Genomic DNA, 25,156 nt, shown 5'->3' with positions numbered 1-25,156 from the left:
GTTGTTTTGCACAGATTATTTTTGAAAACTGATAATCAAATTGTTTTTGATTTCCAAATAATTTATATCTTTAACCATTAAAATTTTTCAGCACATGATGAAAAAACATTTATTCCTCAGGTTCTGCCTGATGTTCCTGGTCGGTGTCTCAGCATTCTCCTGCCGCACCGAAGAATTTCACAATGAAGAAGAAGCGCATGGCAACACCGGCTTGCGACTGACTTCTAAAAGAATTTCCCTTAACGAATCTAAGCACAAAACCCAACTTCTCACAGAAATTGATAAAGCAGAAAATGCATTGAAAGGCTTTACCAAGATGAATGTGCATGGTAAAGTGGTGAATTACGGAAACGGAGTTTCTATTGATACGGATCATGTTATCTATATAGAGAACGGAGCCAACTATCACACCTATACCTTTCATATTGCCCGGGACAATGCTCCTGCTGATGCACCCTTGGAAAACCTTTTGCTTTCTCCGCTTCCCGATGGCAGCTATCAGGAATTTTTAGTTACCTACAATCTTACGGCTCTGGAAAAGCAAAAGCTGCTGAATGGAGAGCCGGTAAACACCAAAGGAAAAACCAAGATTACAGAACTGGCAAAAGGTACTTTTAACCCGGGAGGTTCTCTTATGAATGCAAGAACTACCTGCAGCTGGACTGATGTTACTATTGTTTATGGATGTAGCCAGATCAATAAATCAACCGGTCAGCCGGTTCACAACGAAACTAATATGTCTGACTGGCATAACTGTACAGCGGAAACCAAACCAATGGTATTTACCGCAGGAGTGTGGAACTGCGGTCCCGAAAAGGAAGACAACTACATCAGCCCAGGTACAGGAAGTGGCGGAGGCGGTGGAGGCGGCGGTGTCGGTGGAGAAGGACAAGAACCGCCTGATGACTGTACTTCTATTGCTACAGATCCATCGCAGGTAGGCTTGGTAAGCCCAACGGGATGTAATATTGGTGTTCCAACGGAGCCGGTTGTAAGACCACAGACACCGTGTAGTAAAATAAAAGCAACAGTTGAGGATGTAAATTTTAATATTAAATTGGATGAAATAGATAAGCCTGAATCTTTCAAAGCAAAAAAGGAAACCGGTTTTGCTGTAGCATATGGTCCGGTAATTAACTATGAATCTCTCAATAATATCACTAATGATGTGCTTAGAATGCCTATTGGTAATAAGTATTTTGCATACATTCACGTACATCTAGATAAAGAAGGAGTCGTTAAAATATTTTCTCCGGGAGACATTGTTACTTTTCTTACAGCGTGTGTAAGAAATGCACAGGATAAAGGCAAGATTCTTGATGCTTATGCAATGGTAATTACTTCGCAGGGAAATTATATGTTGAAATATTCAGGTGACGGAAGCTACAGTATTGGTCCTAATCAAATTAACTCTTGGAAAACCTGGTATAATACAGAATTTACAAAAATTATGAAAGAGGATGGAACAATATTACAGAGCGATGTTGAAAAACTATTTACCCAGTTTGTAAAAGAAAAAGTTAATATCAACGGATTGGAAGTTTATAGCATTGATAAAACAACAGGGAGTGCGATTAAACTTGAATATAATGGAGCAGATAATCCAATGAAAACAACACCATGCCCTTAAAATTAAACCATTATTATATTATGAAAAATATACTTTTAATTATATTATTTAGCACAGCAGTTTCATGTACAGCACAGATATATCCTTTGAGAACTTATACAGAGGTACCACCTAATGCATATATTAAGGACTTAGACAATGAATTATTACCCTATGAGGGAACATGGAAAGGAACTTGGAGTGGCAATATAATTTACATTTATATAAAAAAAGATAAATCTTATTTTACTCATTTAGAAAATAGACCTTACTACAACGATATTTTAAGAGCAAAGTTTAAAATATTAAATATTAATGGTTCTATCCTGTTTGACAATACCAATCTATCTTTTGGAAATTCTAAAATAGTTGGAAATCGTTTTTTTTCCACTCCGAATAATAGATATATGTTAACTTATAGTGATCCAGATTTATGTAATACAACTGGTACGATTTATATCAGTTTTACCGATCCCACAAAGACCACATTGGAATGGAAGTATAATAACCATAATGAAATAATTACCGATGATTGTCCTTATTATACTACAGAACTTCCACAACCTTTGCCCGAAGAGATAGTTTTAACCAAGCAATAATGAAAAATATAATTTTAATTATATTATTTAGCACAGCAGTTTCTTGTACAGCACAGATATATCCTTTGAGAACTTTCACACAGATTCCTGATAATGCCTATCTTAAAGACACCAATAATGAACTTCCTGCTTATGAAGGAACTTGGAAAGGAATTTGGGATAATAAAATTCTTTTTATAACATTTAAAAAAATTACTAATAAGTATAATGAGAATTTAAAATATTATAAAGATAATTTAATTGCAAAATTTAAAGTTTTAGATTCGAATGGTGTAGTGCTTTTTGACAATACTTTTCTTTCTGACGATAATGCGAAAATCTGGGGTGGAAAATTTAGAAAAGCAGATGATAATTATTCTTTGGTATATATTGATAATGATCTGTGTGGAACTTCGGGAAACATAAGAATAAGTTTCACCGATTATACAAAAACAAAATTGAACTGGAATTTGCATTTTGGCAGTAATATGATTACGGATGATTGTCAATATTATTATAGTGAAATTCCTCAAGCATTGCCAGAAGAAATTATTTTGACTAAGCAATAATAAAATGGGAGACTGCTTTCAAAAAAGCAGTCTTTTTTTGATATTAGAATTTACAGAAGCAGAGAAATGTACAGCTATTGTCCTGTAAAAATCTCAAAATAAAGGCTTATATGCTTTAAATAACATTCACCTCCCTTTCCAGTTCAATCCCGAATTTTTCCTGTACAGAATTAATGATTTCTGTAGAAAAGTCAAAAATTTCCTGTCCGGTTGCGTTTCCGGTTGCGTTTACAATTACCAAAGCCTGTAATGTGTGGGAAGCTACATTTCCGATCTGTTTTCCTTTCCAGCCGCATTGTTCGATGAGCCAGCCAGCCGGGACTTTTACAAAATCTCCGTTCAGATATCCCGGAATATTGTTGAATTTCTTTTGTAATTTTTCAAACTGAGCTAAAGGAATAGTCGGATTTTTGAAAAAGCTTCCGGCATTTCCTGTTTGTTTCGGATCCGGTAATTTGCTTTGACGGATGTTGATGACCGCTCTGGAAACATCCTGAATCGTTGGGTTTTCAATACCTAAGTTTTCAAGTTCCGATTTTATGGCGCCGTATTCTGTTTTGATCTGATGATTTTTTGTAGTGAGTTGAAAAGTTACCTCAAGAATAACATATTTACCTTTACCTTCCTGCTTGAAAATAGAATCTCTGTAACCGAATCTGCATTTTTCAAGGTCAAAAGCTTCAATTTCCAGCGTTTCAAGATTTAAAACTTTACAATTGTAAAAAACATCTTTGATCTCCGTTCCATAAGCTCCGATGTTCTGCATGGGAGAGGTTCCTACATTTCCGGGAATTAAGGAGAGATTTTCCAGCCCGCCCAAATTTTTCTCCAGACAAAACATGACGAACTCATGCCAGTTTTCGCCTGCTTTTGCTGTGACCAAAACTTTATCTTCGTTCAAAGGCTGAACAGTAATTCCTTTAAGGCTTAGTTTAATCACCAGTCCGTCAAAATCTTTGGTGAATAAAATATTGCTTCCGCCTCCTAGAAATAGAATAGGTAGCGTTCGGGTTTCGGAAAGTCTGAGAATTTCTATTAATTGGTCAGTAGAATTGATCTCCGCAAAATATTTTGCTTTAGCGTCAATTCCGAAAGTATTGTATGGTTTTAACGAAAAATTTTCCTGCATTATGGTTGAGGTGTTTTTATGGCTGCCGGCTGTTTTTGAGAAAGAATTTTTTCCAGTTTTTGTTTAAAATTTTCAAACTGGTAGTAATGTACATCATGGTATGCATTTACATAGATGTGAGATTTTTTATTGGTTTTGATGATGAAAGTTTCATCAATTCCGTCAAGATGCTGTATGCTTGGAGAACTTCTGATGCTGTCAAGGTTTTTCAGCTTAAACGAAGAAGCAAGAGCATCCCATGATGGAATATTTACTGCATTTTTCCAGCTTGTATTTTTGGCTGGTTTTGAGGTTCCGCTTTCAAAAAATAAAGAATCTCTGCGGATTTTTATGATTTCGTAAAAGCCGTTTCTTCCGCCAATATGAGAGATGCTGATAGATTCTATTCTTTCTTTTGTGTTGTGTTTTGGTGTGTTTTTATTTTCACAAGAAAAAAAAATCAGCAGTAAAAACATTGAAAAAAAAATTTTCAAACCTTTTATTTTTACTGCTGACATTGATCTGCTTTTTAGATGTTAAAATCCAATTTATATTTTTCCAGTGCATTTCTAAGAATTTCTGCACTTTTTATCAAATCTTCTTCTTTAAGGACGTAAGCGATTCTTACCTGCTTTTTACCAAGCTCGGGATTGCTGTAAAATCCTCCTGCAGGAGCAACCATAATTGTTTCATTGTTTAATGAATATTTTTCCAGCAGCCATTGAGCGAACTTTTCGGTATCATCTACCGGAAGTTCTGCTACACAGTAAAATGCACCTTTAGGTTTTGGACAAATTACTCCCGGAATAGAGTTAAGAAGATCTACCAAAACATTTCTTCTGTGAGTATATTCTTCTCTTACTGATCTTATGTAGGCGCCGTCATTCTGGTGAGCTGCTGTTGCTGCAATTTGTCCTAAAAGTACCGGACTCAATCTTGCCTGCGCAAAAAGCATTGCTGCATCACGTATTTTTTTGGAACGGGTAATCAGACATCCGATTCTTACACCGCACATAGAATATCTTTTTGATTCTGAATCTATGATAATGCAGTTTTCGCTCAATTCAGGAAATGCAAGCATGGAAACCTGCTGTTTTCCATCGTAAACGTATTCTCTGTAAACTTCGTCAGATATAACAACAATGTCATATTTCAGAGCAATTTCGGCTAATTTTTGTAATTCTTCACGAGTGTAAAGGTATCCGGTCGGATTTCCGGGATTACAGATGACAATTGCTCTTGTTTTTGGGGTGATTTTTTTCTCAAACTCTTCAATAGGAGGCAGGGCAAATCCGGTATCTATAGATGAAGGGATTGCCACCACGTTGACATTGAAAGTGCTTGTGAAACCGTTATAATTAGCATAATAAGGTTCCGGGATAATTACTTCGTCACCGTCATCACAAAGAGTGGATATGGCAAAATTCAACGCTTCTGATCCTCCGTTGGTCACAATAAAATTGTCTGGCGTAAGATCTGTAAAATCTAAAGAATGATAATATTCCGTAAGTGCTTTTCTGTATTCAATATTTCCTTCTGAAAGCGCATATTCTAAAACTTTTAAATCAATATTTTTAAGAGCGTTGATAGCGGTTTCCGGTGTTTCTATGTCTGGCTGACCAATGTTGAGGTGGTAAACTTTTGTACCTCTCTGTTTTGCCTGTAAAGCAAAAGGAACCAGTTTTCTCACCGGTGAAGGCGGCATGTTTTGCGCTCTGTTTGAAATGTTTGGCATTGTCTAAAAATTTGTATGGCAAAAATAGGAAATTATTTTATCTCTAATGATGACTTTTAATGGCTAATTGTTGTTTATCAAGTTTGAATTGTGAATTATGTGATAATTGTTAAATGTTCTCTTTTAAATTATTTGTTTTTATTGTAATGGTGTTTATATTGTTTATATTTTATTAATATTCATTTAATTTTAAAAATAATTTAATTTGCTATGTGTTCGATAAGATTTTATTTATAGTTTTGTGTCAAACTAATAAAATATTTATGAAAAAAATTCAACAAGTTTCTGTTATGGGCTTTTTGGCTTTATTTGCCAGTTCTTCAATATTTGCTCAAAACTTTCAGCCGATGCCTGTACAATCCGGTTTTAACGCAGACGTAATTGCAAATGGAGTTGGATCTTCTATGCTTTCTACTTCTTCGGACGTAGATGGTGTTTCGTTTGCTTTTGTTTCTAAAGACTTTAAACTCACTGCTACAGATGCAGCATTGGCTTATGGATTGCCCGCTGATGGAATTGTGAATAGTGAGGTTGCTACTACTCCCGGCCTTATGTATAATATGGCGAGTTACGGCAGCAATAATTCTCTGAAACTTTCTAATCAAAACGACAGCGGTACTTTAACTTTTGCTGTACCCAAAGCTGCTTTTAGACTGTATATGCTTGCTACCAGCGGAAGCGGGGCATCTACCGTTTCTGTGGTTGTTAATTTTACTGATAATACTTCTCAGACTTTTACAGGGATCAGTATTTCAGATTGGTATAATGGTTCAGGTTTTGCCATTCAGGGATTTGGAAGAATTAACCGAACCAATGATGTTTTAGAGTCAGGAAGTGGTACTAATCCAAGGCTATATCAGTCTTTACTGAGTATTGATACTGCCAATCAGACTAAGTTAATTCAGAGTGTAACAGTCACCAAAACGTCTACAGCTCAGGGATATTCAAATATTTTTGCGTTTTCTGCAGATGTATATTCAGATTGTCTTCCTCCAACAGTGCAGCCGGCAACCAACATTACAGCAACCAGTGCTACAATAAACTGGACAGCTTCACCAAGTTCTACAGCTGTTTCTTATGATGTCTATTACAGCACAAGTCCTGTAATTCCTACTTCTGCAACAGTTCCCACTTCCAGTAATATAACGGGGTTATCTGTTCCTACAGGAGTTTTGGCATCTAATACGACTTATTATGTCTGGGTAAGATCTAATTGTAATGGTTCTTCAGGGCAAAGCTCATGGTCATTTAGTGGAAATTTCAAAACATTATGCGGTCCAATGGCTGCAATGTTTGAAAATTTTGACTCTATGGCGACCGGAACAAATTTACCTGATTGCTGGGTAAGAAATTACGTTAACGGAACAATGTCTATTTCATCCACAAGTCCGGCTTCGGGAACAAGAAATGTTTATCAGACTAATACATCAGCTCAAACTCCAAGTACAGTAGTTTTACCGGAATTTAATAATATAAACGCGGGTACACATTGGCTTAAATTAAAAGCAAGAGTTACTTCAGCGAACGGAATTCTGAATGTAGGGTATGTCACTAATCCTTCGGATGCTTCTACTTTTACATTAATTCAAGCATTGAATATTCCAAATACATCGTATGGTCCGGAATATTTTGTAAATGTACCCAATACAGTTCCAGCCAATGCGAGATTAGCCATAAAAAATACTGCAGACGGAAAAGGATACTATTGGGATGACGTAAAGTGGGAAGTTATGCCTGCGTGTACACCGCCATTTAATATGATTACATCAAACGCCAGTCCGAATTCCATAGATGTTACTTGGGGAGCTGCAGGAACGGGAGCAGCTAATGGTTATGAATATTATTATTCTCCGGTAAGTACGGTTTCGCCTATAGCAACAACAACGGCAAGCGGAACATTTTCTCCGAATTCGGTTAATGGAATTGTAACAGGTTTAGTTCCTAATCACACATATAGTTTGTGGATTCGTACTGTTTGCAGTGCTACAGAAAAAAGCGAATGGTCAGGTTCTGTAATTTTCCGTACTACCTGCGCTCCGGGAACTTCTCTTTTCGAAGATTTTGAATCTTATACTGCTACTTCTATCGTTCCTGACTGTTGGGCGAGAATTGTACCAAGCGGTTCGCAGACAATCACTTCTACAAGTCCTGCTTCAGGAATAAGGAATATATATCAGTATGCATCGGCATCCAATACTCCTTCAGTTGTTATTTTGCCTGAATTTTCCAATGTTAATGCAAATACTCACAGATTAAGATTCAAAGCCAGAGTCGCAACGGCAACAGGAAATCTGCAGGTTGGATATGTTACAAGTACCACTGATGCATCAACATTTGTAAGTATAGAAAGTTTAAGTATTCCAAACACTTCTTACGGTGTGGATTATATCGTTGATGTTCCTGCAACAGTTCCTGCAACAGCAAGATTGGCCATAAGAAATGCCAATGATGCAAAAGCGTATTATTGGGATGATATTTATTGGGAGCCTAAGAACTCTTTAAGTGTTGCTGAGGTTTCTTCTAAAAAGAAAGTGTCTGTTTATCCCAATCCTTTCAATGATGTATTGTTTGTTTCCGAAACAGAGAACATCAAGACAATTAAAATAACTGATGTCTCTGGTAGAGTTTTAAAAGTGATTGATAATCCTACTAAAGGAATTAATCTTAACTCTTTAAATGCAGGATTATACTTGGTTACGATGTATTTCAAAGACGGGTCAGTAAATACTGTAAAAGCAATCAAAAAGTAAATTTTACAACTATAATTTTTAAAAGCTGTTCTGCAATATTGCTGAGCAGCTTTTTATGTAAAGTAAGATTGCAAATTAGATTTTGTTGTTGCCTTTTTTTGAATTTAGTGTAAATAAAAAAGCGTTGAAAAATCAACGCTTTTTTTGCAGAAAGGAAGGGATTCGAACCCTCGATACAGTTACCCGTATACTACCTTTCCAGGGTAGCTCCTTCAACCACTCGGACACCTTTCTATTTTGAAGACTGCAAAAGTATACTATTTTATCGAATAAAACAATTGAATTTTACAAATTATTCAGTTATTTCGCCACAAAGGTTCTTAGAAAAATTTTCGGCAAAACTTCCCTGATAGTTGGGATTGTCAATCAGGTGCATTGCTTTGGTAATCGCAGATTCTGCAGTCATGTCTTTCCCGCTGATGGCTCCAATTCTGGAGAAAATATTACTGTTTTCATATTTTCCAAAAGAAATTCCGCCAGAAATACACTGGCTTACGACGACAATTTCAGTCCCGTTGTTTCTGATCTGCCGAAGGGTTTCCAGTGTTTTTTCGCTGCTGAAAATAGTTCCGGAGCCGAAAACCTGTAAAATAAGCACTTTCATTTTAGGAATTTCCTTAAAATGATTCAATTTCATTCCGGGGAATATTCTCCAGAACAAAACATCTTCTGAAATATGCTCGTCAATATGAAAATTCTCTTTCTTTGTGTTTCTGAAAAGATTATCCTTATTAATATTAAGGTGTACACCAGACTGTCCCAGAATAGGGTAATTAGGGCTTGCATAAGCATCGAAATATTCCGCAGAATATTTTAAAGTACGGTTTCCTCTCAGTAGTTTATATTCAAAATAAATGGCAACTTCCTGAATAACAGCTTCATCGTTTTCATATAAACTTGCATAATAAAGGCTGGTAAGAAGGTTTTCCTTCGCATCAGTTCTCAGATCTCCAATGGGAAGCTGTGAGCCTGTGAGAATAACAGGTTTTTTCAGTCCTTTCAGCATAAAGCTAAGAGCAGATGCCGTGTAAGACATTGTATCTGTTCCATGTAGTACCAAAAAGCCATCGTAATCATCATAATTTTTGAAAATATAGTTGGTGATTATTTTCCATTCATCAGGTCCCATATCTGATGAATCAAGTGGTTTGGCAAAAGGGTGTACAAAAACTTCACATTCCATCAGCTTCATCTCCGGCATTTTCTCAAAAATATTTCCAAAATCAAATGCGCGTAGACTTCCGGTTTCATAATCTTTTTCCATACCAATTGTTCCACCGGTATATATCAACAGGACTTTTCTTTTCATGTAAACTTTTCTTAGAATTTCAAAATTACGTTAATTTGCAAAGATTTGAAAGAAGATGAAAGATTTAGAAAAAACTTACGAATATTTACAGCAGTTTTTAACGGAAGAAAGGTTGAGAAAAATAGAGCATTTTGCGCCTGAAAGTTCAGATTTTATCCTGCCGGTAATTGAAGATATTTATCAGTTTAGAAATGCGGCGGCAATTGTACGTTCTGTTGAAGCTTGTGGTTTTCATAAAGTGGTTGCTTTGCAGGAAGAATACAGTTTTGAACCTAATTTAAGGGTTACCAAAGGCGCAGATACATGGGTTGAGGTAGAAAAACTTCCCCGGAATATGGAATCTTTTCAGAAAATAAAGGACAGAGGTTATAAAATGGTTGCGGTTTCTTTAGAGAAAAATGCAAAATTTTTACCTGAATATGAAATTAAAGAACCCATTGCATTGGTTTTCGGAACTGAAATGGAAGGTGTTTCGGAAGAAATTTTAGATTTTGCAGATGAAACTCTGGCAATTCCAATGTATGGTTTTACGAGAAGTTTCAATGTTTCGGTTGCAGCTTCCATCTGTATGTATGAACTAAAGCAAAAGCTGATAAAATCTGATTTAGATTACAAACTGAATGAAGAAAAACTTTTGAGAATGAAAATCCGCTGGGCGGTAAACTCTATGCGAAGTGGTGAACAGATTTTTGAAAAGTATTTGAGGGAAAATAATGTAACTTATTAAAACATCTTATTGTAATTCCAGGCAGCAACAAAAACTCCCGCAGTTTCCGTTCTTAACCTTTGATTTCCTAATGAAACAGCCTTAACTCCTTTTTCTGCTAAAAACATAATTTCTTTATCCGAAAAATCTCCTTCGGGACCAATCAGAAAAGTATAATTTTCTAATTTTGGAATTTCGTTCAAATTAATTCGCTCTAAATTTTCGTTGCAATGTGCTACAAAAGTAGTTTCTGAATTGATATTTCTTAGAAATTCGGGTAATTTAATCAGATTATTAATGATGGGAAAATGGAATCTCAGACTTTGTTTTGAAGCCGCAATTGCCTGCCTCCTGATTTTATCAATGTTGATGTTTTTTCTTTCTGTTTTTTCGGTTTGAAGAATGGTGATTTCAGAAATGCCCATTTCTACTGCTTTTTCCACGAAAAATTCAATACGGTCAATATTTTTTGTCGGCGCAATCGCAATATGAAGTTTTGGGCTGAAATCAGGAGTTTCAGTTTTAATGTCGGTAATTTCAAGTCCTGCCTTTTTTCCTTCGATAATTAGAGTTCCGGAAGCAAGATTTCCTTTTCCATCGGTCACGTGTATTTCTTCGCCATCTTTCATGCGCAGAACTTTCACAATATGCTGTTGCTCTTCTTCGTTGATGATTGCTTGGCCGTTATTTATTTCTCCAAAAAAAAGTTTCATTATTTAGAATTATTTAGAATCTGACAGAGTTATTAAACTGATTTTTGCGAAACTGATTAGAAAAATATCTCATTTTCGCTAATAAATGTCACTCCGGTTTTTATCGTGGTATAAATATCGCCTTCACAATCACGATAAGAACACATGTAAATTTCTTCTTTCCATGAATTATTCATGAAAATCAGATTCAGATATTCATTTTTTCTTAAATTGTTTTTAATCGACAAATAATCTCCTTCTTTTGGCTCGTAAGCAAAGCTGAAAACATTTTCAGAATTTATCTTTTCAATAATTTCTTCCTTTACATTCTGTATAAATCCTGTTTCTGAACTCGTCATCTGAAAGTCATCCCCTTCAAATTCTTGTGTAACTTCATTTTTTCCTGTGACTGTTTCTAAAACCCAATAGTATTTTGAGTTCTTTTTAGATTGTGTACCAAGTACTTTTTCTTCTAATAATATTTTCATTACAGGTCGTATTTAGAAGTTGCGGTTGTTCTCAAATCAGTAAATTCGCCACGTTCAAATTTCAGCTGGGCAACCATGGCAATCATTGCAGCGTTGTCAGTAGTATATTCAAATTTTGGGATGTAGATATTCCAGCCCAGTTTTTTGTGATTCTGCTGCATTACTTTTCTTAATTCGGAATTGGCAGAAACTCCGCCTGCGATAGCAACTTCTTTTATATCTAAATCTTTTGCAGCTTTTTCCAGTTTATTCATCAAAATTTCAATAATACATTTCTGGACAGAAGCGCATAAGTCATTGATGTTTTCTTTGATGAAATCAGGATTTTTCTTCACCTCTTTCTGAATGAAATAAAGCACAGAAGTTTTAATTCCGCTGAAAGAATAATCGTATTGATCTAATTTCGGTTTATTAAATTTAAAAGCATCGGGATTTCCCTCTTTTGCCAATCGGTCGATAATAGGACCTGCAGGATAATCAAGATCAAAAATTTTCCCGATTTTATCAAATGCTTCGCCTGCTGCATCATCAGTGGTTTTACCAATAATTTCCATGTCAAAATAATCTTTGACGAGAACAATCATGGTATGTCCGCCGCTTACGGTGAGGCATAAAAAAGGAAATTTGGGCGGCACAGGATTTGCATCGTCGATGAAGTGCGCTAAAATATGTGCCTGAAGATGATTTACTTCTATTAAAGGAACATTCAGACTCATGGCAAGTGATTTGGCAAAAGACGTTCCCACAAGAAGAGAACCCAAAAGTCCGGGACCTCTTGTAAAGCCTATGGCAGAGATTGCATTTTGTTGTATATTTGCTTTGAGTATCGATTTTTCCACAACAGGGATGATATTCTGCTGGTGTGCACGGGAAGCAAGTTCAGGAACCACGCCGCCATATTCTTTGTGGATTTCCTGATTGGCGGCAATATTCGAAAGGATACAATTTCCTTTGATAATAGCAGCTGAAGTGTCGTCACAAGATGATTCGATACCTAAAATTATAGAGTCGCTCATAATAATGGCAAAGTTAGAGAATAATAACGAAAATGAGAACAAAAAATCGGTAGCTGAAAACTTGGGCGATCAGGTACAGAAAACGGTTGAAAATGTTCAGGGAACGGTAAAAGAAGCTGCTGAGTTTGCTTCTGATGCAATAAACCACCCTATAGATACAGCTCAGGAATTTGGAAAGCAGGCTGCAAAAGATGTAGTCAGCTACTCATGGTGGGCAAAACTTTTGCTGATACTCTTCTGGACAGTATTATCGCTTGTTATTCTTATTTTTATCGCCATTAATTTACCTGTAACAAAAAGATGGGCGGCAGATCAGGCACTTCAGATTGTTAACAGAGACTTTAAAGCTGAAATGTCTACCGAAAGTGTTGAGGTTAATTTTTTTGGAGATGTAACAATTAAAGGTCTGAAAATAAAAGATTATAAAGGTTTGGATTTTATTACATCCAAAGAATTTATTGCAGATTCTGACTGGTTTTCATTAGCAACAAATATCGGTAAAAATAATTCTTTAAGTTTCAGCCGGCTTACCCTCAACAATGCCGATGTTAAAGTAATTACATACAAAGGAGACAGTATTTCCAATTTCATCAGATTTACACAGCTTTTTGACAGCGGGAAGAAAAGAGATCCGAAAAAACCTCCATTTCAGCTTAATGCAAGACTGGAGATTCTTAACTCAAAAGTTTCTATTGTTAATCAAAACTCTTCCGGTGAAGCGGGGAAGTGGCTTACTGCAGATAATGTAAATTTAATTGCTCCAAAAGTTAAAGTTAACGGAACGGATATTACCGCACGTATTGATAATTTCACATTTGTCACTAAAAGATGGGGGAAATCTCATTTTGTTGAAACTTTTTCTACCGATTTTTCCATGACTCAGGATTATCTTTCTTTGGCGGATTTAACATTAAATACAGATCATTCGCTTCTTCAGGGAGATATTAAATTTAACCTGAATAAAGGTTCATGGGCAGATTTTACAAATAAAGTAAGCTGGGATATGAATATGAAACTGGGAAGTCAGTTAAGCGGATACGATATAAGCTACTTTGTTACCAATTGGGATAATTTTATTCCGTTTAATGCAAGCGGAAAAATGACGGGACCTTTAAATAATTTTACCCTGGAAAATTTCCTGATACGAAACCCAAGTGTCAATATCGCAACAAAAAAGCTTAAAGCGAAAGATTTATTGAAAGGCAATTTTCTCATAGAAACCAATGATCTTTCAACAGATTTTACTTACAAAGATCTGAAAGCAATGATGCCGACATTTGTTTCGTCAAAAATGAAAAACTTTGCTGATGATTTTGGTAAACTGAAATACAATGGTGCAGCAAGAGTTACACCGAAACAGGTGTATGTATCTTCCGGTAATCTCATGACAGGAATCGGGCAGGCTAAAATTTCTAATTTTTCATTATCTGATTACAGCTCGGCTCTCCCTAAATATAAAGGATATGCAGAGGTAAATGATCTGAATACTTCTGTAATTACTAAAAATAAATCTGTAGGATTAATTTCGGGTAAATTTAATCTGGACGGACAAAGTTTTGATGTCAATACAATGCGGCTGAGTACAAAATCTCAGATTTCAAGTATTGAAATTATGGATAAAGAAATCAATAATGTGGTATTGGATGGTCTTTTAGATCATAAAAAATACAACGGTTTGATTACAGTAAATGATGAACAGGCGAAGGCTACAATAAAAGGACTGATAGATTTCAGCACATCAAGAATTTCAGCTAACGTAGATGCCGATATTGCTCATTTAAATATCAATTATTTCTCAGGTAAGACCGGAAGTCAGATTGTAAGCGGGAAAGTAAATGGCAAAATGGCAATGTCAAACATTAATGATCTTACACTGGATGTAGAGGCTTCAAACGTAAATTTTGCAACAGCAGATCAGAAATACTATATTCCGACGGCTCAGCTAAAAACATTTACTGAAAATGGCAACCGATCAATCCTGATCAATGCGCCCGGAGCTGTAAACGGAAAAATTTCAGGGAAATACAATCTTGCAGATCTTGCCGGAATGATAGAAAACGGTCTTGGTAAAATTTTAGTTGGTCCAGAGCCGAGAAAACTGTACCGGGGACAGGATTTTGTAATGGATTTTGATGTGGAGCAAGGCGTTATTGCCTACTTTCTTCCGGATCTGAAGCTGCCACAAGGCGCAAAAGTAGCGGGAGAGTATGATGGTGATTCCAACAATCTGATTTTAAACTTAGATGCATCTTCGCTTAAGTACATCATGACAAAAAAGGAAGAGATTTCCGAAGCAGATAGACTTTTAGCGGAAACCAATCCTGAATACAAAATTGATGACCGGATCAGGATAACGAGAGACAGCGCTATGGTTGACAGTGTCATGGTGAGAATTAATACTGCAAATGCAGATCAGCAGCTTTATGCTAAAGTCAACAGATTAGAATACAATAAAAATATTTTCAGAGATCTTATCCTTACCGGGAAGAATGATAATGGTTCTCTGCTTAGAATATCTACAAGTTTTAATCATGGAAGTCTACAGGATGAAATAGAGGAAAACCTGAAGTCTTACGCTGTTAATTTTAATCAGTCTACCAATTCGGCAGGGGATTATATTTTTAGGTTTGAACCTACAGAAATAACGCTTAACAATACAAAATGGGCAGTTGACACCAGTCCGGAACTGGATCATTATATCAGTTACCGCAAAAATACTGCAGATTTTGAAATCAGAAATCTTAAAATATATTCGGATGACAGCTCACTGATGATTAATGAATCTACATTCAAGTCAGCAAAAGATTTTTATGTAGATGCTGAGGTGGAAAATTTTGCTATTGAAAAATTGTTTGAAATGCAGGCAGAAGGAAATCTGATGGATATAAAAGGTCTTGCAAACGGAAATGTGAAGATTAAGATGGATCAGAATACATTGCAGCCTTTAGTAGATCTCACAGTAGATAATATTATGATGAATGGTAATGATATGGGAGATGTTACTATTTCAGCAGTTAACGGGTTTTCGCTTAATGTATATGATGTAGACGTAAGAGTTGCTTCTGCAGGAGTATTGGGAGGGAATAATCTTCACTTAACAGGTACGGTAAATAACAATACCTCATCACCAACCATTGATTTTAATACCGAACTCAGAGACTTTGATCTTTCTTTTACTCAGCAATTTGTACAGTCTATATTCGGTAATCTGAGAGGTAAGGCAACCGGCGATCTTAAAATCAACGGAACATTAAAAAATCTTGATTATAGTGGTGATATTGCCTTAAAAGATTTTGGACTGAAACTTCTTTTTACAGGGGTAGACTATTCTTTTGATGACACGGTTATTTCGCTTTCGCGTGGTCTTGCAATCTTAAATAATATCGGAGTTCGTGACGGAAGAGCTAATTCGCAGGGAACAATTTCCGGAGCAATCCAGTTTGAAACCCTGTCTTCTATGGGAGTTAACCTTGTAATGAGAGCAGATAATCTTTTGATGCTTAATACTACTCAAAAAGACTATGACTTGTTTTGGGGAAGAGTTTTTGGTCAGGGTGATCTTTATGTGGACGGTCCGGTTTCAGCACTTAATCTTTCCACACCTAATATGAAAGCCTTGAACGGAAGTACATTTACATTCAACTCCAGTTCTACTTCTAATGTAGATGAGTTTAAGATGCTTCGTTTCTTAAAAGAAGGAAAAGATGGTCTTATTACCTTAGAAGAAAAGAAAAAGACAGGCGCCAATATGAATATTGATTTTAATGTGGATGTAGATAAAGGAACTACAGTAAATGTTTTAGTTGGAGACGATGCAGGAAACATCAGCGTGAAAGGTGCGGCAAGAAATTTGAAATTCCAGATGAGCAGACAGGGAAATATTGCCATGAATGGAGCATATATGGTAGAAAGCGGAACTTTTGTTTCTAAGGCTATCCTCAACAGAACATTTCAGATTCAGAAAAACAGCAGTATAAGATGGGATGGTGATGCAATGAGACCCGCTCTTGATATAACTGCAAACTATGTGAGAACGGTTTCTAACGCAGGACAATATTTGAATATGGGTCAGTTACAGCCAATTAATGTTTTGCTTCAGGCAAAAATTACCAATACTCTAAATGATCCTAAGATTGATCTGAATGTTACGGCACTGGACGTATCCAGTCAGGTAAAAGAAACTTTGGCAGCCAGAATCAATCAGACTGAAGGAGAAAATGTTTTGCAGTTTGGGTCTATTCTTCTTCTTAATTCTTTTAATGTGACCAATTCAGGAGGTGTCAATATTGATGCCGTTGGTGTTGCTGAATCTTCGGGATACAATATGCTCCTGAAACAATTAGGATCGGTTTTGAATACAATGAGTAACGAACTTCAGATTGATTTGAATTATGTAAGAGGAGATCAGTTATCAAATTTTGGTGACAGAGCCAATGCAGGAGTAAGTTTTGATCTTTCTTCGAGGGTTACGGTAAAAACTGGCTTGGGAATTCCTTTAACCAGAACAGAAACTGCCAACAACAATTATTTGTCCGGTGAAGGTTCTATAGAATATGATATATCTAAGAAAAACGATGGAACGCTTGTTGTAAGAGGTTATTCAAAGCCAACCAATATCGGAATGGGAGTGGGAACTGTTGGGACAAATGGTGCTGCAAATCAGGCGTATGGAGGCGGTATTGTATGGAGTAAAAGCTTTAATTCTTTCTTTAAAAAGAAGAAAAAAGATAAAAAGAAAGGAGCCGACTCCGTCTCAATAAAAACAGATTCTGTAAAATCAATGCTTAAATAGTTAGAATTTTTTAATGATTTTTATCATCCGTGTTAATTATTGTTAATGTTTAATATAATTTTTTTAGTTTAATTATTTTTTTTAATTTTGTAAAAAATTTAAAGATTTTTTAGGAAAAATATAATTTCACTAATATGAACTATCAACTGGACGAAATAGACAAGAAAATTCTTGATTTTCTGGTAGAAAATACAAGAATGCCTTTTACAGAAATTGCTAAGCAGATGGACGTTTCTGCGGGTACAATTCACGTAAGGGTAAAGAAAATGGAAGATGCAGGTATTATTTTAGGATCATCTCTCAACCTTGATTATGGTAAATTAGATTATCATTTCACGGCTTTTATAGGAATTCTTTTAACGAAATCAAACCGTACTCAGGAGGTTTTGAAAGAGTTATCAAGCATACCAAATGTTATCGAAGCAAGCGTTATTTCCGGGAAATATAATATTTTCTGCAAAGTAAAAGCTAAGAATACTAACGATGCTAAGAGAATTATTTATCAGATAGATGACATTCAGGATGTAATGAGAACTGAAAGTATGATCTCTATGGAAGAATATCTTAGTGATAAAAACAGATTGATCAACGCAATCTCAATTTAGTCTAAACTTCAAACGATATAAATACCTAAGAACTTATGAAATCATTCATAAGTTCTTTATTTTTGCATTATGGAAAAGGAATATAAAGAATACAGTTATTTTGACGAAGATCCAAAAAAAGGATGGGGTTTTATTCTGGCTCTGGCTTCTCTGCTTGTATTTACATTCATGGGAATCGGACTGGATTTTGACGAATACCTTCAGCATGAAAGCCTGAACATTCCTAAAGGATATTTTTATCTGATTTTCTCGGTAGATATCTTGATGATTGTAGGAATTGTTCTGATGTTTTTTTACCGGAAAGCAGGAATTGTACTGTTTCCTGTAATGCTTCTTGCACATTTTTTTATGCATAACTATTATCTTTCCACATTTTTATATTCTGATGTTACCAATCTGTTTCTCTTTACAGGATTCGGAATGTTGGCAATTATTCCGAAGTGGAAGTTTTTCAGATAGGAATATAAATTGTTGCATTTAACTAATCTTGGTACTCTCCGTCAGAATCTTTAATTTTGATATTATAAAAATAAAATTATGAACACGCCCTCTAAAATGATAGATCTGGGAACAAGAGCTCCCTTTTTTGAGCTTCCAAACCCATCAAAAAGTAACGAAGTACAATCTCTTCATGACCTGAAAGGAGAAAAAGGAACACTGGTAATTTTTATGTGCAATCATTGCCCGTTTGTTCTTCACGTTATTGATAAACTGACGGAACTTTACGAGGATTACAATGAAAGAGGAATTGAGTTTATTGCAATCAACTCAAATGATGTAGAAAAATATCCTGCAGATTCTCCGGAAAAAATGATTGAATTTCAGATCGAAAGAAAATTTGATTTTCCTTATTTATACGACGAAAGTCAGGCAATTGCAAAAGCTTATGATGCAGCCTGCACCCCGGATTTCTTTTTCTTTGATGAAAAACTGGATCTTGTCTACCGAGGACAAATGGATGATTCCAGACCTGGAAATAACAAAGATGTAACTGGTGAAGACCTGATCATTGCTTTTGAAAATTTATTATTGGGCGAAGCACAGGAAGAAATTCAGAGACCAAGTATGGGCTGTAATATAAAATGGAAATAGCTATTTTATCCATTAAAAATAAAAATACCCTGAAATTTTTTTCAGGGTATCTTATTATAATTATAAATACTAAGCTCTCAAATATCTTGAATAAGCATAACCTTCTTCTCCGTCTGCGGTTTTCACTTTCCACCAGTCATCAGAAGTCTGCTCAACCAAAGTAATGGTTTCTCCTTTTGCTGCTTTCCCAACAACAGCCGCCTCAGTAGAAGGCTCCTGTCTGATGTTCAGATTAGATTCTTCGGTAGCGACAGTAAGGCTTGTTCCTGCTGCAAGACCAGTAACCTGCACATCAATATTAATATCTGAAGCAGAGTAAGTAGAATCTATTGCTCCCAAAGCATTCCATACCGCATCTTTCGTCGCAGTATTGGATGCACCTCCGGAAATATAAAGGATTCCGTCCTGCTCCTGAACCTGAAGATTGCTTACTCCGGCAGACTGAGCTGCTGAAACTACGCTTGCATATTTATCTTGTAATGTACTCATGATTTCTTATTTTACAACTAAGTTATTGTTATACTTTCCGATTTTTAAAGCATCTACAGATTCTTTAATTTTTCTTGCCTGAGCAGAAGATACATTTCCTGTCAGAGTTAATTCACCGTTAATTACTTCAACTTTTACAGAAGGGAAATCTTTTACGGCATCCTGTACTTTTTGCTGAATCATAGGGTCTACAGCAGATGCGGTTTCTACCGGCATTGGAGCTGCTTCTACTTTAGCCATATCATGTACATCTTTCACTCCTTTTATTTCCTTCAAAGATTTAATTGCAGCATCTTTTTCTTCCTGCGATGCAAAAGTTCCGCTCAGGTGTGCAACACCATCTTTTATTTCCACACTTGCTCCCGGATTTGCCGTTACAACTGTTGTCGCCTGAGTCTGCAGATCAGCATCAGACACTTTCTTTTTACACGAAATAGATCCAAACGATACTGCTAAAGCTAAAGCAGATATTGCGATTGTTTTTTTCATAATTGATTAATTTAATGTTTTAATTAGAACCAAATGTAATAATAAATTTTGTACCAACAGATCAAAATGAAAGAAATATATGGTAGCATTGCTGTAAGTTTTTCATTTTCTGTGTTTTTAATTTATTATTTATTTGGTGAGCAATTTTTTATAAAAATTCAGGCTTAAATAATTAAAGCATTATATTTGCCTTTCTTGAACTATATATATGAAAGGACAAAATAAATTATTCGTTGCTATTATTGTAGCATTAGTAATTGGTGTTGCCATCGGCGGTTTGGTGCATATTAATTATCCTGAAAGCGCAGAGCCGTTTTCTAAAAACATCAAGCTCTTGGGAACCATCTTTATCCGTTTAGTACAAATGATTATCGCTCCGCTTGTATTTACAACGCTTGTTGTGGGAATCGCAAAAATGAGCGATATCAAGATGATTGGAAGGGTAGGTACAAAAGCAATGCTGTGGTTTATTTCTGCTTCATTGGTTTCTCTCTTCATTGGTTTGGTTTTGGTTAACTGGCTTGAACCGGGACATGTTACCAAACTTCCTATTCAGGATGCTTCATCCGCAGAAGAATTAGTGAAATCCAGCAAAGGTTTTTCTCTGGAAGATTTTGTAAAGCATATTATTCCTAAAAGTTTGTTTGAAGCTTTTGCAACGAATGAAGTGCTGCAGATCGTAGTATTTTCTATCATGTTTGGAGTTGCTTTAGCCAACTTAGGGGATGATTATGCACAGCCTGTAATTAAGCTGTTTGATGTTGTGGCACACGGGATTTTGAAAATGGTAGGCTACATTATGTGGTTTGCTCCTTTGGGAGTTTTAGGAGCTATTGCGGCAGTTGTTGCGACCAATGGTTTTGAAATATTTAAAGTCTACGCTATTTATCTGCGGGATTTTTTCTTTGCTTTAGGAATTTTGTGGCTGGTTCTGCTCTTGGTAGGATATATGATTTTAGGACGCCGTCTTTTTGATCTATTAAGAAGAATAAAATCACCGTTGCTTATTGCTTTTTCTACGACAAGTTCAGAAGCAGTTTTTCCAAAACTGGTAGAAGAGCTGGAAAGATTTGGCTGTAATAACCGAGTTGTATCATTTATTTTACCTTTAGGATATTCTTTCAATCTGGACGGAAGTATGATGTATATGACCTTTGCTTCCATTTTTATTGCTCAGATCTACGGAATTGATATGTCTGTCGGACAGCAGGTGACGATGCTTCTAGTTTTAATGCTTACCTCAAAAGGAATTGCAGGAGTTCCGAGAGCGAGTCTGGTAATCATCGTGGCAACTTGTTCCATGTTTGGAATTCCGCCTGAAGGGATTGCGTTGATTTTGCCGATTGATCACTTCTGCGATATGGGAAGAAGTATGACGAATGTTTTAGGAAATGCTTTGGCAACTTCAGCCGTTTCAAAATGGGAAGGTCAGCTTGACAGCCACGGCGGAGATTTGTAACAATTCAGGATTTTAATCAATTCAACATAAAAGGCAAAGCTAAATTAACTTTTAAGCTTTGCCTTTATTTTTTTATTACTAATAATTTTGCGTAATTCAAAAATTTCCTGGCTAGAAAAAAACTTTTTAGGAATCATACTCATTATTGTATTGCTTTGATAAATGAGAAACCATTCTTTATTTTCTTTTACAAGAAAAACTTTATCCCAGGAAAAATCCACATCGAAAGTTTCACCCTTCGTTTGAATTTCATTGTCTGTGAAGGTATAAATAATTTCCTCCTGGATCGTTTTGTTTGATGTAAATACTTTCTTCAGTTTGAAATAAGAGCGAATAACTATAAAAGCGAAAAACAGCAAAAACCAGATCGAAGCAGATCTTAGCATTTCTTGTGTATATTGATCTGCATTATAGAAATTCAGACCCAATAAAGTAGTAACAATTAATATAAAAATAACTATTCTTGGTAATGAATTTTTTAGATTAAATTTCAAGAAATCTTTAAACGTAATTCTAGTTTTTATCGTCATCAATGAGAAATTTGTTAGCTCAAATAATTAATTTTATACAGTTTTTGTAAGTTTAAATTCTTTCCAGCTCGTCTCCGTCAATCGTTGTTTTAAAAGTGCCATAGTTTACCACTACTTTATTTTTAGATATTTTTTCAATCGTTCCTACACTTGTACTGCCGGTAATTCGTACACGCTGACCAACTTTCATCCATACAGAACGGTCGGTTTTACGTTTTTCTTCAAGCTTTTCGTTGGTTTCTGTAATTTTCTCAATGACCTCTTCTTTTTTCAGCTGTTGGGTAATTTTTCTTTTAACAACCTGAAGCCTTTTAGATTCGTCTTTATCCGCACCGATTTTTCTGAATTTTTCCTGTTCCAGAATTTTCACAAAATCTTTTACCACATCTTTTCTGGATTTTCCTTTTACATAGCTGTCAATAAAAGATTCTATCTTATTGCCAAACTGTAATTTACGATGCTCTTCTTCATACAGTTTCTGAAAGTTGAAGAGCTTTTGCTGAAGCTGGTCATTCAGCTTTTGGAGATTGTCACGCTTGTCTTCTACAGATTCCTTTCTTTCAGCAAGATCAGTCTTCAGCTTTTCGACCTCGTATTTTTCCTGTTGAAGCTTTACAATGGTTTTGTCTAAATTCACAATATCATGTTCCACTTTTTTCTTGGCAGAATGAATGATAAATCTTGGAATTTTATTTTTCTCTGCTACTTCAAAGGTAAATGAACTTCCGGCTTGTCCTACTTCCAGCTTATACATAGGTTCCAGAGTTTCTTCATTGAACAGCATTGCCGCATTTTGAGCATTCGGAAGCTGTTCTACAACCAGTTTAATATTGGTGTAATGGGTTGTGATGATAGCAAAACTTTTTTTATCATAGAAAAATTCCAGAAAACTTTCTGCCAAAGCACCACCCAATTCCGGATCTGAACCTGTACCAAATTCATCAATTAATAAAAGGGTTTCGGCATCAGCTTCACGGATGATTCCTCCCATCTTTTTTAATCGTGACGAATAGGTGGAAAGATGATTTTCGATAGATTGATTATCACCAATGTCCGTCATGATTTTGTCGAAGAAAAACATTTCCGACTTCGTATGTACGGGAACCAGAATGCCGCTCTGAATCATTAACTGGAGCAATCCAACAGTTTTCAGGGTGATTGATTTTCCACCCGCATTAGGTCCCGAGATACAGATAATTCTGTTATGCTCGGTGAACGTTAACGATTGAGGGAAAATGACTTTATTTTCCGCTTTATTTCTTAGAAACAATAATGGGTGGAAAGCATCTTTTAACCTTAATGTCTTATGGCGATTTATTTTGGGTAAAATTCCGTTGATAAGATTGGCAAATTTTGCTTTGGCTCTCGTTAAATCAAGATCAAAAATGTATTGCTGATATCTCCAGAGCTGAGGTTGGAATTCTGCTAATTCCGCTGTAAGCTGTCTTAAAATTTTATCAATTTCTTTTTTTTCTTCCTCCTGACTTTCGCGAAGTTTAAAATAATGCTTCACTACGCTTTCAGGCTGAATATAAGTAATGGAACCGGTTTTTGAAAGTCCTAAAACCCTTCCCTGAACTCTTTTCTTGAATCCCGATTTTACAGCCAGAACTCTTTGATCATCAATAATCGTTTCCCGGATGTCATCTAAAAACTCACTTTGACCGTAATTGAATAAAGCTCTGTTGAAATTCTCGGTAATCGCTTTTTTAGCATGCTGAATCTCCGTTCTCAGTCCTTTCAGAATAGGGGATGCCTCACTTTTTACTTCTCCGAAACGGTTGAATACTTTATCAATCTTATCAATAATTTCCTTTTTAAATTCCAGCACAGAAACATTCTGCATCAAAGTAGGAAATGTTTCCGGCATTGTCGGGAAAAATTTCTGCAGTTTTCCGATTTGCTCCGTAAGTGTTTTTATTTTGATGAAAGCACCGTTTTCTAATCGGTAATTTTCGATCAGCATCAATTTTAGCTCACTTTCAATATCTTCGTATTCACTAAACGGAATGGCGTTGGAGCTTTCAAAGCTTGAAAGATATTCTGAAGTTTTTTTCAGGGACAGCTCAGCCTCATCTATTTTCATCGGACGGAGCTGAAGGATTTCTTCTCTTGTTTTCGGAGAATATGCAAAGGGAGAAATTTCCGCGAGCAATTGCGGAAATTCCAATTCGTCTAAATCTTCTTTATCTATATACACATTGCAAAGATAATTAATTTGAAAATTTGAAAATGAGTTAATTTGATTATGATTGTCTGTAACTTGACATAATTGAAAAACCTTTGAGTTCTTTGCTGAGTGAAATCGAAGATTCGACGAAGTCAAACGCCTTTGCGAACTTAAAAACAGTTAGTATATAAAGGAATCTTAGCGATCCTTTGCGTTAAAAAGCGGTATGATTAATAACGGAGAATCAATAATTTGATAATTAAAATTAAAATTTTGTTTAATATAAAGTATTAAAATCAAAAAGATTCTGAAATTCTTATGAAAATTATTAGGATCGTTTTTAAACTCAGAAAGACGAATAAATTTAAAGTAACCGTAATATCTGTATATTTGATTGATGAAATTAGAAACAGAAAGACTAAGTTTAAACCCCATTAACGAAAGCCATGTTGAAGATATTTTAAAGATCAGAAGCAATGAAATGGTCAATCGGTTTGTACAAAGAGTTTCGCCAAAGACAAATTACGATGCGCTGGATTTTATTTTGACCATTAAAAAAAGAGTTCAGAATAATGAAACTTTTTACTTCGGAATTACTTATAAAAACCAACAAAATCTTTTAGGAACCATTTGTCTGTACAGATTTTCCGAAGACCGGACTGAAGCAGAAGTCGGTTACGAATTATTACCGGATTATCACCGAAAAGGTATTATGTCTGAAGCTTTGTCTGCGGTTTTAGATTTTGGTTTTAATGAATTAAATTTGAATGAGATTTTAGCTTTTACCAATATGTTTAACGAAAATTCAAAAGCTCTTCTTTTGAAACATGATTTCGTTTTGCAAGAGGGAAGAATTGATGAAGGTTTTCCGGAGAATCTGGTTTTTAGTTTGAGGAAGAAAATAATTGATAATTATTCACTTTAAATGTCGAAAAATATTATTGCAATTCTAATAAGTATTCTCATTCTC

General features: G+C 35.5%; 22 protein-coding genes and 1 tRNA gene. 11 read left to right on the top strand and 12 right to left on the bottom strand.

Annotation, left to right across the window (positions count from 1 at the left end):
* Positions 1-94 precede the first annotated feature (94 nt).
* From AC0NBN_RS08710 to AC0NBN_RS08700, 3 genes are read left to right on the top strand one after another with little or no spacing between them, the layout of a single operon-like run.
* Positions 95-1,630, top strand: a complete 1,536-nt coding sequence (locus AC0NBN_RS08710) for a hypothetical protein (protein WP_160812155.1) — start codon at positions 95-97, stop codon at positions 1,628-1,630.
* Between the two features lie 20 nt (positions 1,631-1,650).
* Entirely contained in the window at positions 1,651-2,208 is a 558-nt protein-coding gene (locus AC0NBN_RS08705; protein WP_160812156.1) for a DUF6705 family protein, read from the top strand.
* Positions 2,208-2,756: a DUF6705 family protein gene (locus tag AC0NBN_RS08700; protein ID WP_160812157.1), complete on the top strand. Its 549-nt coding sequence runs from the start codon at positions 2,208-2,210 to the stop codon at positions 2,754-2,756. The genes AC0NBN_RS08705 and AC0NBN_RS08700 overlap by 1 nt, the downstream gene beginning before the upstream one ends.
* Before the next feature lie 115 nt (positions 2,757-2,871).
* Here AC0NBN_RS08700 and murB read toward each other — a convergent pair whose 3' ends face one another.
* From murB to AC0NBN_RS08685, 3 genes are read right to left on the bottom strand one after another with little or no spacing between them, the layout of a single operon-like run.
* A complete protein-coding gene (gene murB, locus AC0NBN_RS08695; RefSeq protein ID WP_160812158.1) occupies positions 2,872-3,885 on the bottom strand; it encodes a UDP-N-acetylmuramate dehydrogenase in 1,014 nt (337 codons plus the stop codon).
* Complete coding sequence (locus tag AC0NBN_RS08690; protein WP_160812159.1) at positions 3,885-4,382, bottom strand: hypothetical protein; 498 nt, start codon at positions 4,380-4,382, stop codon at positions 3,885-3,887. Before AC0NBN_RS08690 ends, murB begins: the two co-directional genes overlap by 1 nt.
* A gap of 11 nt (positions 4,383-4,393) precedes the next feature.
* Positions 4,394-5,599, bottom strand: a complete 1,206-nt coding sequence (locus AC0NBN_RS08685; RefSeq protein WP_143885407.1) for a pyridoxal phosphate-dependent aminotransferase — start codon at positions 5,597-5,599, stop codon at positions 4,394-4,396.
* 263 nt (positions 5,600-5,862) lie between these two features.
* On the opposite strand from AC0NBN_RS08685, the gene AC0NBN_RS08680 reads away from it, so the two are divergent.
* Positions 5,863-8,349, top strand: coding sequence for a T9SS type A sorting domain-containing protein (locus tag AC0NBN_RS08680; RefSeq protein WP_160812160.1), 2,487 nt, complete (start codon positions 5,863-5,865; stop codon positions 8,347-8,349).
* A 147-nt stretch (positions 8,350-8,496) separates the two neighbouring features.
* Here AC0NBN_RS08680 and AC0NBN_RS08675 read toward each other — a convergent pair.
* Together AC0NBN_RS08675 and AC0NBN_RS08670 are read right to left on the bottom strand one after the other, a co-directional pair.
* Positions 8,497-8,583: transfer RNA gene (locus tag AC0NBN_RS08675), tRNA-Ser, on the bottom strand.
* 58 nt (positions 8,584-8,641) lie between these two features.
* Positions 8,642-9,658: an asparaginase gene (locus tag AC0NBN_RS08670; protein ID WP_160812161.1), complete on the bottom strand. Its 1,017-nt coding sequence runs from the start codon at positions 9,656-9,658 to the stop codon at positions 8,642-8,644.
* Between the two features lie 55 nt (positions 9,659-9,713).
* Between AC0NBN_RS08670 and AC0NBN_RS08665 the strand changes: the two genes are divergently transcribed.
* Entirely contained in the window at positions 9,714-10,385 is a 672-nt protein-coding gene (locus tag AC0NBN_RS08665) for a TrmH family RNA methyltransferase (protein WP_160812162.1), read from the top strand.
* Here AC0NBN_RS08665 and AC0NBN_RS08660 read toward each other — a convergent pair.
* From AC0NBN_RS08660 to tsaD, 3 genes are read right to left on the bottom strand one after another with little or no spacing between them, the layout of a single operon-like run.
* Positions 10,382-11,077: a 16S rRNA (uracil(1498)-N(3))-methyltransferase gene (locus AC0NBN_RS08660; RefSeq protein WP_160812163.1), complete on the bottom strand. Its 696-nt coding sequence runs from the start codon at positions 11,075-11,077 to the stop codon at positions 10,382-10,384. The genes AC0NBN_RS08665 and AC0NBN_RS08660 overlap by 4 nt on opposite strands.
* A gap of 56 nt (positions 11,078-11,133) precedes the next feature.
* A complete protein-coding gene (locus AC0NBN_RS08655) occupies positions 11,134-11,544 on the bottom strand; it encodes a hypothetical protein (protein WP_160812164.1) in 411 nt (136 codons plus the stop codon).
* On the bottom strand, positions 11,544-12,560 hold the full coding sequence (tsaD, locus tag AC0NBN_RS08650; protein ID WP_160812165.1) for a tRNA (adenosine(37)-N6)-threonylcarbamoyltransferase complex transferase subunit TsaD: 1,017 nt from the start codon (positions 12,558-12,560) through the stop codon (positions 11,544-11,546). Before tsaD ends, AC0NBN_RS08655 begins: the two co-directional genes overlap by 1 nt.
* Positions 12,561-12,564: 4 nt before the next feature.
* On the opposite strand from tsaD, the gene AC0NBN_RS08645 reads away from it, so the two are divergent.
* The 4 genes from AC0NBN_RS08645 (at position 12,565) to AC0NBN_RS08630 (ending at position 19,049) form a co-directional block, all read left to right on the top strand.
* Positions 12,565-17,352 carry a translocation/assembly module TamB gene (locus AC0NBN_RS08645; RefSeq protein WP_160812166.1) on the top strand — a complete coding sequence of 1,596 codons (4,788 nt, stop codon included), beginning with the start codon at positions 12,565-12,567 and terminating at the stop codon, positions 17,350-17,352.
* Between the two features lie 134 nt (positions 17,353-17,486).
* On the top strand, positions 17,487-17,957 hold the full coding sequence (locus AC0NBN_RS08640; protein WP_089742365.1) for an Lrp/AsnC family transcriptional regulator: 471 nt from the start codon (positions 17,487-17,489) through the stop codon (positions 17,955-17,957).
* 69 nt (positions 17,958-18,026) lie between these two features.
* A complete protein-coding gene (locus AC0NBN_RS08635; protein ID WP_143885399.1) occupies positions 18,027-18,416 on the top strand; it encodes a hypothetical protein in 390 nt (129 codons plus the stop codon).
* Between the two features lie 75 nt (positions 18,417-18,491).
* On the top strand, positions 18,492-19,049 hold the full coding sequence (locus AC0NBN_RS08630) for a thioredoxin family protein (protein WP_185147362.1): 558 nt from the start codon (positions 18,492-18,494) through the stop codon (positions 19,047-19,049).
* Positions 19,050-19,118: 69 nt separating this feature from the next.
* Here the strand turns inward: AC0NBN_RS08630 and AC0NBN_RS08625 are convergent, their stop codons facing one another.
* Positions 19,119-19,538: an SH3 domain-containing protein gene (locus AC0NBN_RS08625; protein ID WP_143885397.1), complete on the bottom strand. Its 420-nt coding sequence runs from the start codon at positions 19,536-19,538 to the stop codon at positions 19,119-19,121.
* Between the two features lie 6 nt (positions 19,539-19,544).
* Entirely contained in the window at positions 19,545-20,027 is a 483-nt protein-coding gene (locus tag AC0NBN_RS08620) for a BON domain-containing protein (protein ID WP_143885396.1), read from the bottom strand.
* 208 nt (positions 20,028-20,235) lie between these two features.
* Between AC0NBN_RS08620 and AC0NBN_RS08615 the strand changes: the two genes are divergently transcribed.
* Positions 20,236-21,486, top strand: a complete 1,251-nt coding sequence (locus tag AC0NBN_RS08615; RefSeq protein ID WP_143885395.1) for a dicarboxylate/amino acid:cation symporter — start codon at positions 20,236-20,238, stop codon at positions 21,484-21,486.
* 44 nt (positions 21,487-21,530) lie between these two features.
* Here AC0NBN_RS08615 and AC0NBN_RS08610 read toward each other — a convergent pair whose 3' ends face one another.
* Both AC0NBN_RS08610 and AC0NBN_RS08605 read right to left on the bottom strand, forming a co-directional pair.
* Positions 21,531-21,980 (bottom strand): YcxB family protein, encoded by a 450-nt coding sequence (locus AC0NBN_RS08610; RefSeq protein ID WP_474468141.1) that lies wholly within the window; start codon positions 21,978-21,980, stop codon positions 21,531-21,533.
* 88 nt (positions 21,981-22,068) lie between these two features.
* On the bottom strand, positions 22,069-24,216 hold the full coding sequence (locus AC0NBN_RS08605) for an endonuclease MutS2 (protein ID WP_160812168.1): 2,148 nt from the start codon (positions 24,214-24,216) through the stop codon (positions 22,069-22,071).
* Positions 24,217-24,583: 367 nt separating this feature from the next.
* Between AC0NBN_RS08605 and AC0NBN_RS08600 the strand changes: the two genes are divergently transcribed.
* On the top strand, positions 24,584-25,111 hold the full coding sequence (locus AC0NBN_RS08600) for a GNAT family N-acetyltransferase (protein ID WP_160812169.1): 528 nt from the start codon (positions 24,584-24,586) through the stop codon (positions 25,109-25,111).
* Positions 25,112-25,156: the final 45 nt, after the last annotated feature.

The organism is Chryseobacterium sp. L12 (assembly GCF_056133985.1).
The sequence above is the reverse complement of the archived record's forward strand: the minus strand, read 5'-3'. Positions and strand labels throughout refer to the sequence as shown.

Excerpts from the sequence above, each read along its gene's own strand:
- AC0NBN_RS08710 (WP_160812155.1), top strand. The coding sequence starts at position 95 with ATGATGAAAAAACATTTATTCCTCAGGTTCTGCCTGATGTTCCTGGTC.
- AC0NBN_RS08705 (WP_160812156.1), top strand. The coding sequence starts at position 1,651 with ATGAAAAATATACTTTTAATTATATTATTTAGCACAGCAGTTTCATGT.
- AC0NBN_RS08700 (WP_160812157.1), top strand. The coding sequence starts at position 2,208 with ATGAAAAATATAATTTTAATTATATTATTTAGCACAGCAGTTTCTTGT.
- murB (WP_160812158.1), bottom strand. The coding sequence starts at position 3,885 with ATGCAGGAAAATTTTTCGTTAAAACCATACAATACTTTCGGAATTGAC.
- AC0NBN_RS08690 (WP_160812159.1), bottom strand. The coding sequence starts at position 4,382 with ATGTCAGCAGTAAAAATAAAAGGTTTGAAAATTTTTTTTTCAATGTTT.
- AC0NBN_RS08685 (WP_143885407.1), bottom strand. The coding sequence starts at position 5,599 with ATGCCAAACATTTCAAACAGAGCGCAAAACATGCCGCCTTCACCGGTG.
- AC0NBN_RS08680 (WP_160812160.1), top strand. The coding sequence starts at position 5,863 with ATGAAAAAAATTCAACAAGTTTCTGTTATGGGCTTTTTGGCTTTATTT.
- AC0NBN_RS08670 (WP_160812161.1), bottom strand. The coding sequence starts at position 9,658 with ATGAAAAGAAAAGTCCTGTTGATATATACCGGTGGAACAATTGGTATG.
- AC0NBN_RS08665 (WP_160812162.1), top strand. The coding sequence starts at position 9,714 with ATGAAAGATTTAGAAAAAACTTACGAATATTTACAGCAGTTTTTAACG.
- AC0NBN_RS08660 (WP_160812163.1), bottom strand. The coding sequence starts at position 11,077 with ATGAAACTTTTTTTTGGAGAAATAAATAACGGCCAAGCAATCATCAAC.
- AC0NBN_RS08655 (WP_160812164.1), bottom strand. The coding sequence starts at position 11,544 with ATGAAAATATTATTAGAAGAAAAAGTACTTGGTACACAATCTAAAAAG.
- tsaD (WP_160812165.1), bottom strand. The coding sequence starts at position 12,560 with ATGAGCGACTCTATAATTTTAGGTATCGAATCATCTTGTGACGACACT.
- AC0NBN_RS08645 (WP_160812166.1), top strand. The coding sequence starts at position 12,565 with ATGGCAAAGTTAGAGAATAATAACGAAAATGAGAACAAAAAATCGGTA.
- AC0NBN_RS08640 (WP_089742365.1), top strand. The coding sequence starts at position 17,487 with ATGAACTATCAACTGGACGAAATAGACAAGAAAATTCTTGATTTTCTG.
- AC0NBN_RS08635 (WP_143885399.1), top strand. The coding sequence starts at position 18,027 with ATGGAAAAGGAATATAAAGAATACAGTTATTTTGACGAAGATCCAAAA.
- AC0NBN_RS08625 (WP_143885397.1), bottom strand. The coding sequence starts at position 19,538 with ATGAGTACATTACAAGATAAATATGCAAGCGTAGTTTCAGCAGCTCAG.
- AC0NBN_RS08620 (WP_143885396.1), bottom strand. The coding sequence starts at position 20,027 with ATGAAAAAAACAATCGCAATATCTGCTTTAGCTTTAGCAGTATCGTTT.
- AC0NBN_RS08615 (WP_143885395.1), top strand. The coding sequence starts at position 20,236 with ATGAAAGGACAAAATAAATTATTCGTTGCTATTATTGTAGCATTAGTA.
- AC0NBN_RS08600 (WP_160812169.1), top strand. The coding sequence starts at position 24,584 with ATGAAATTAGAAACAGAAAGACTAAGTTTAAACCCCATTAACGAAAGC.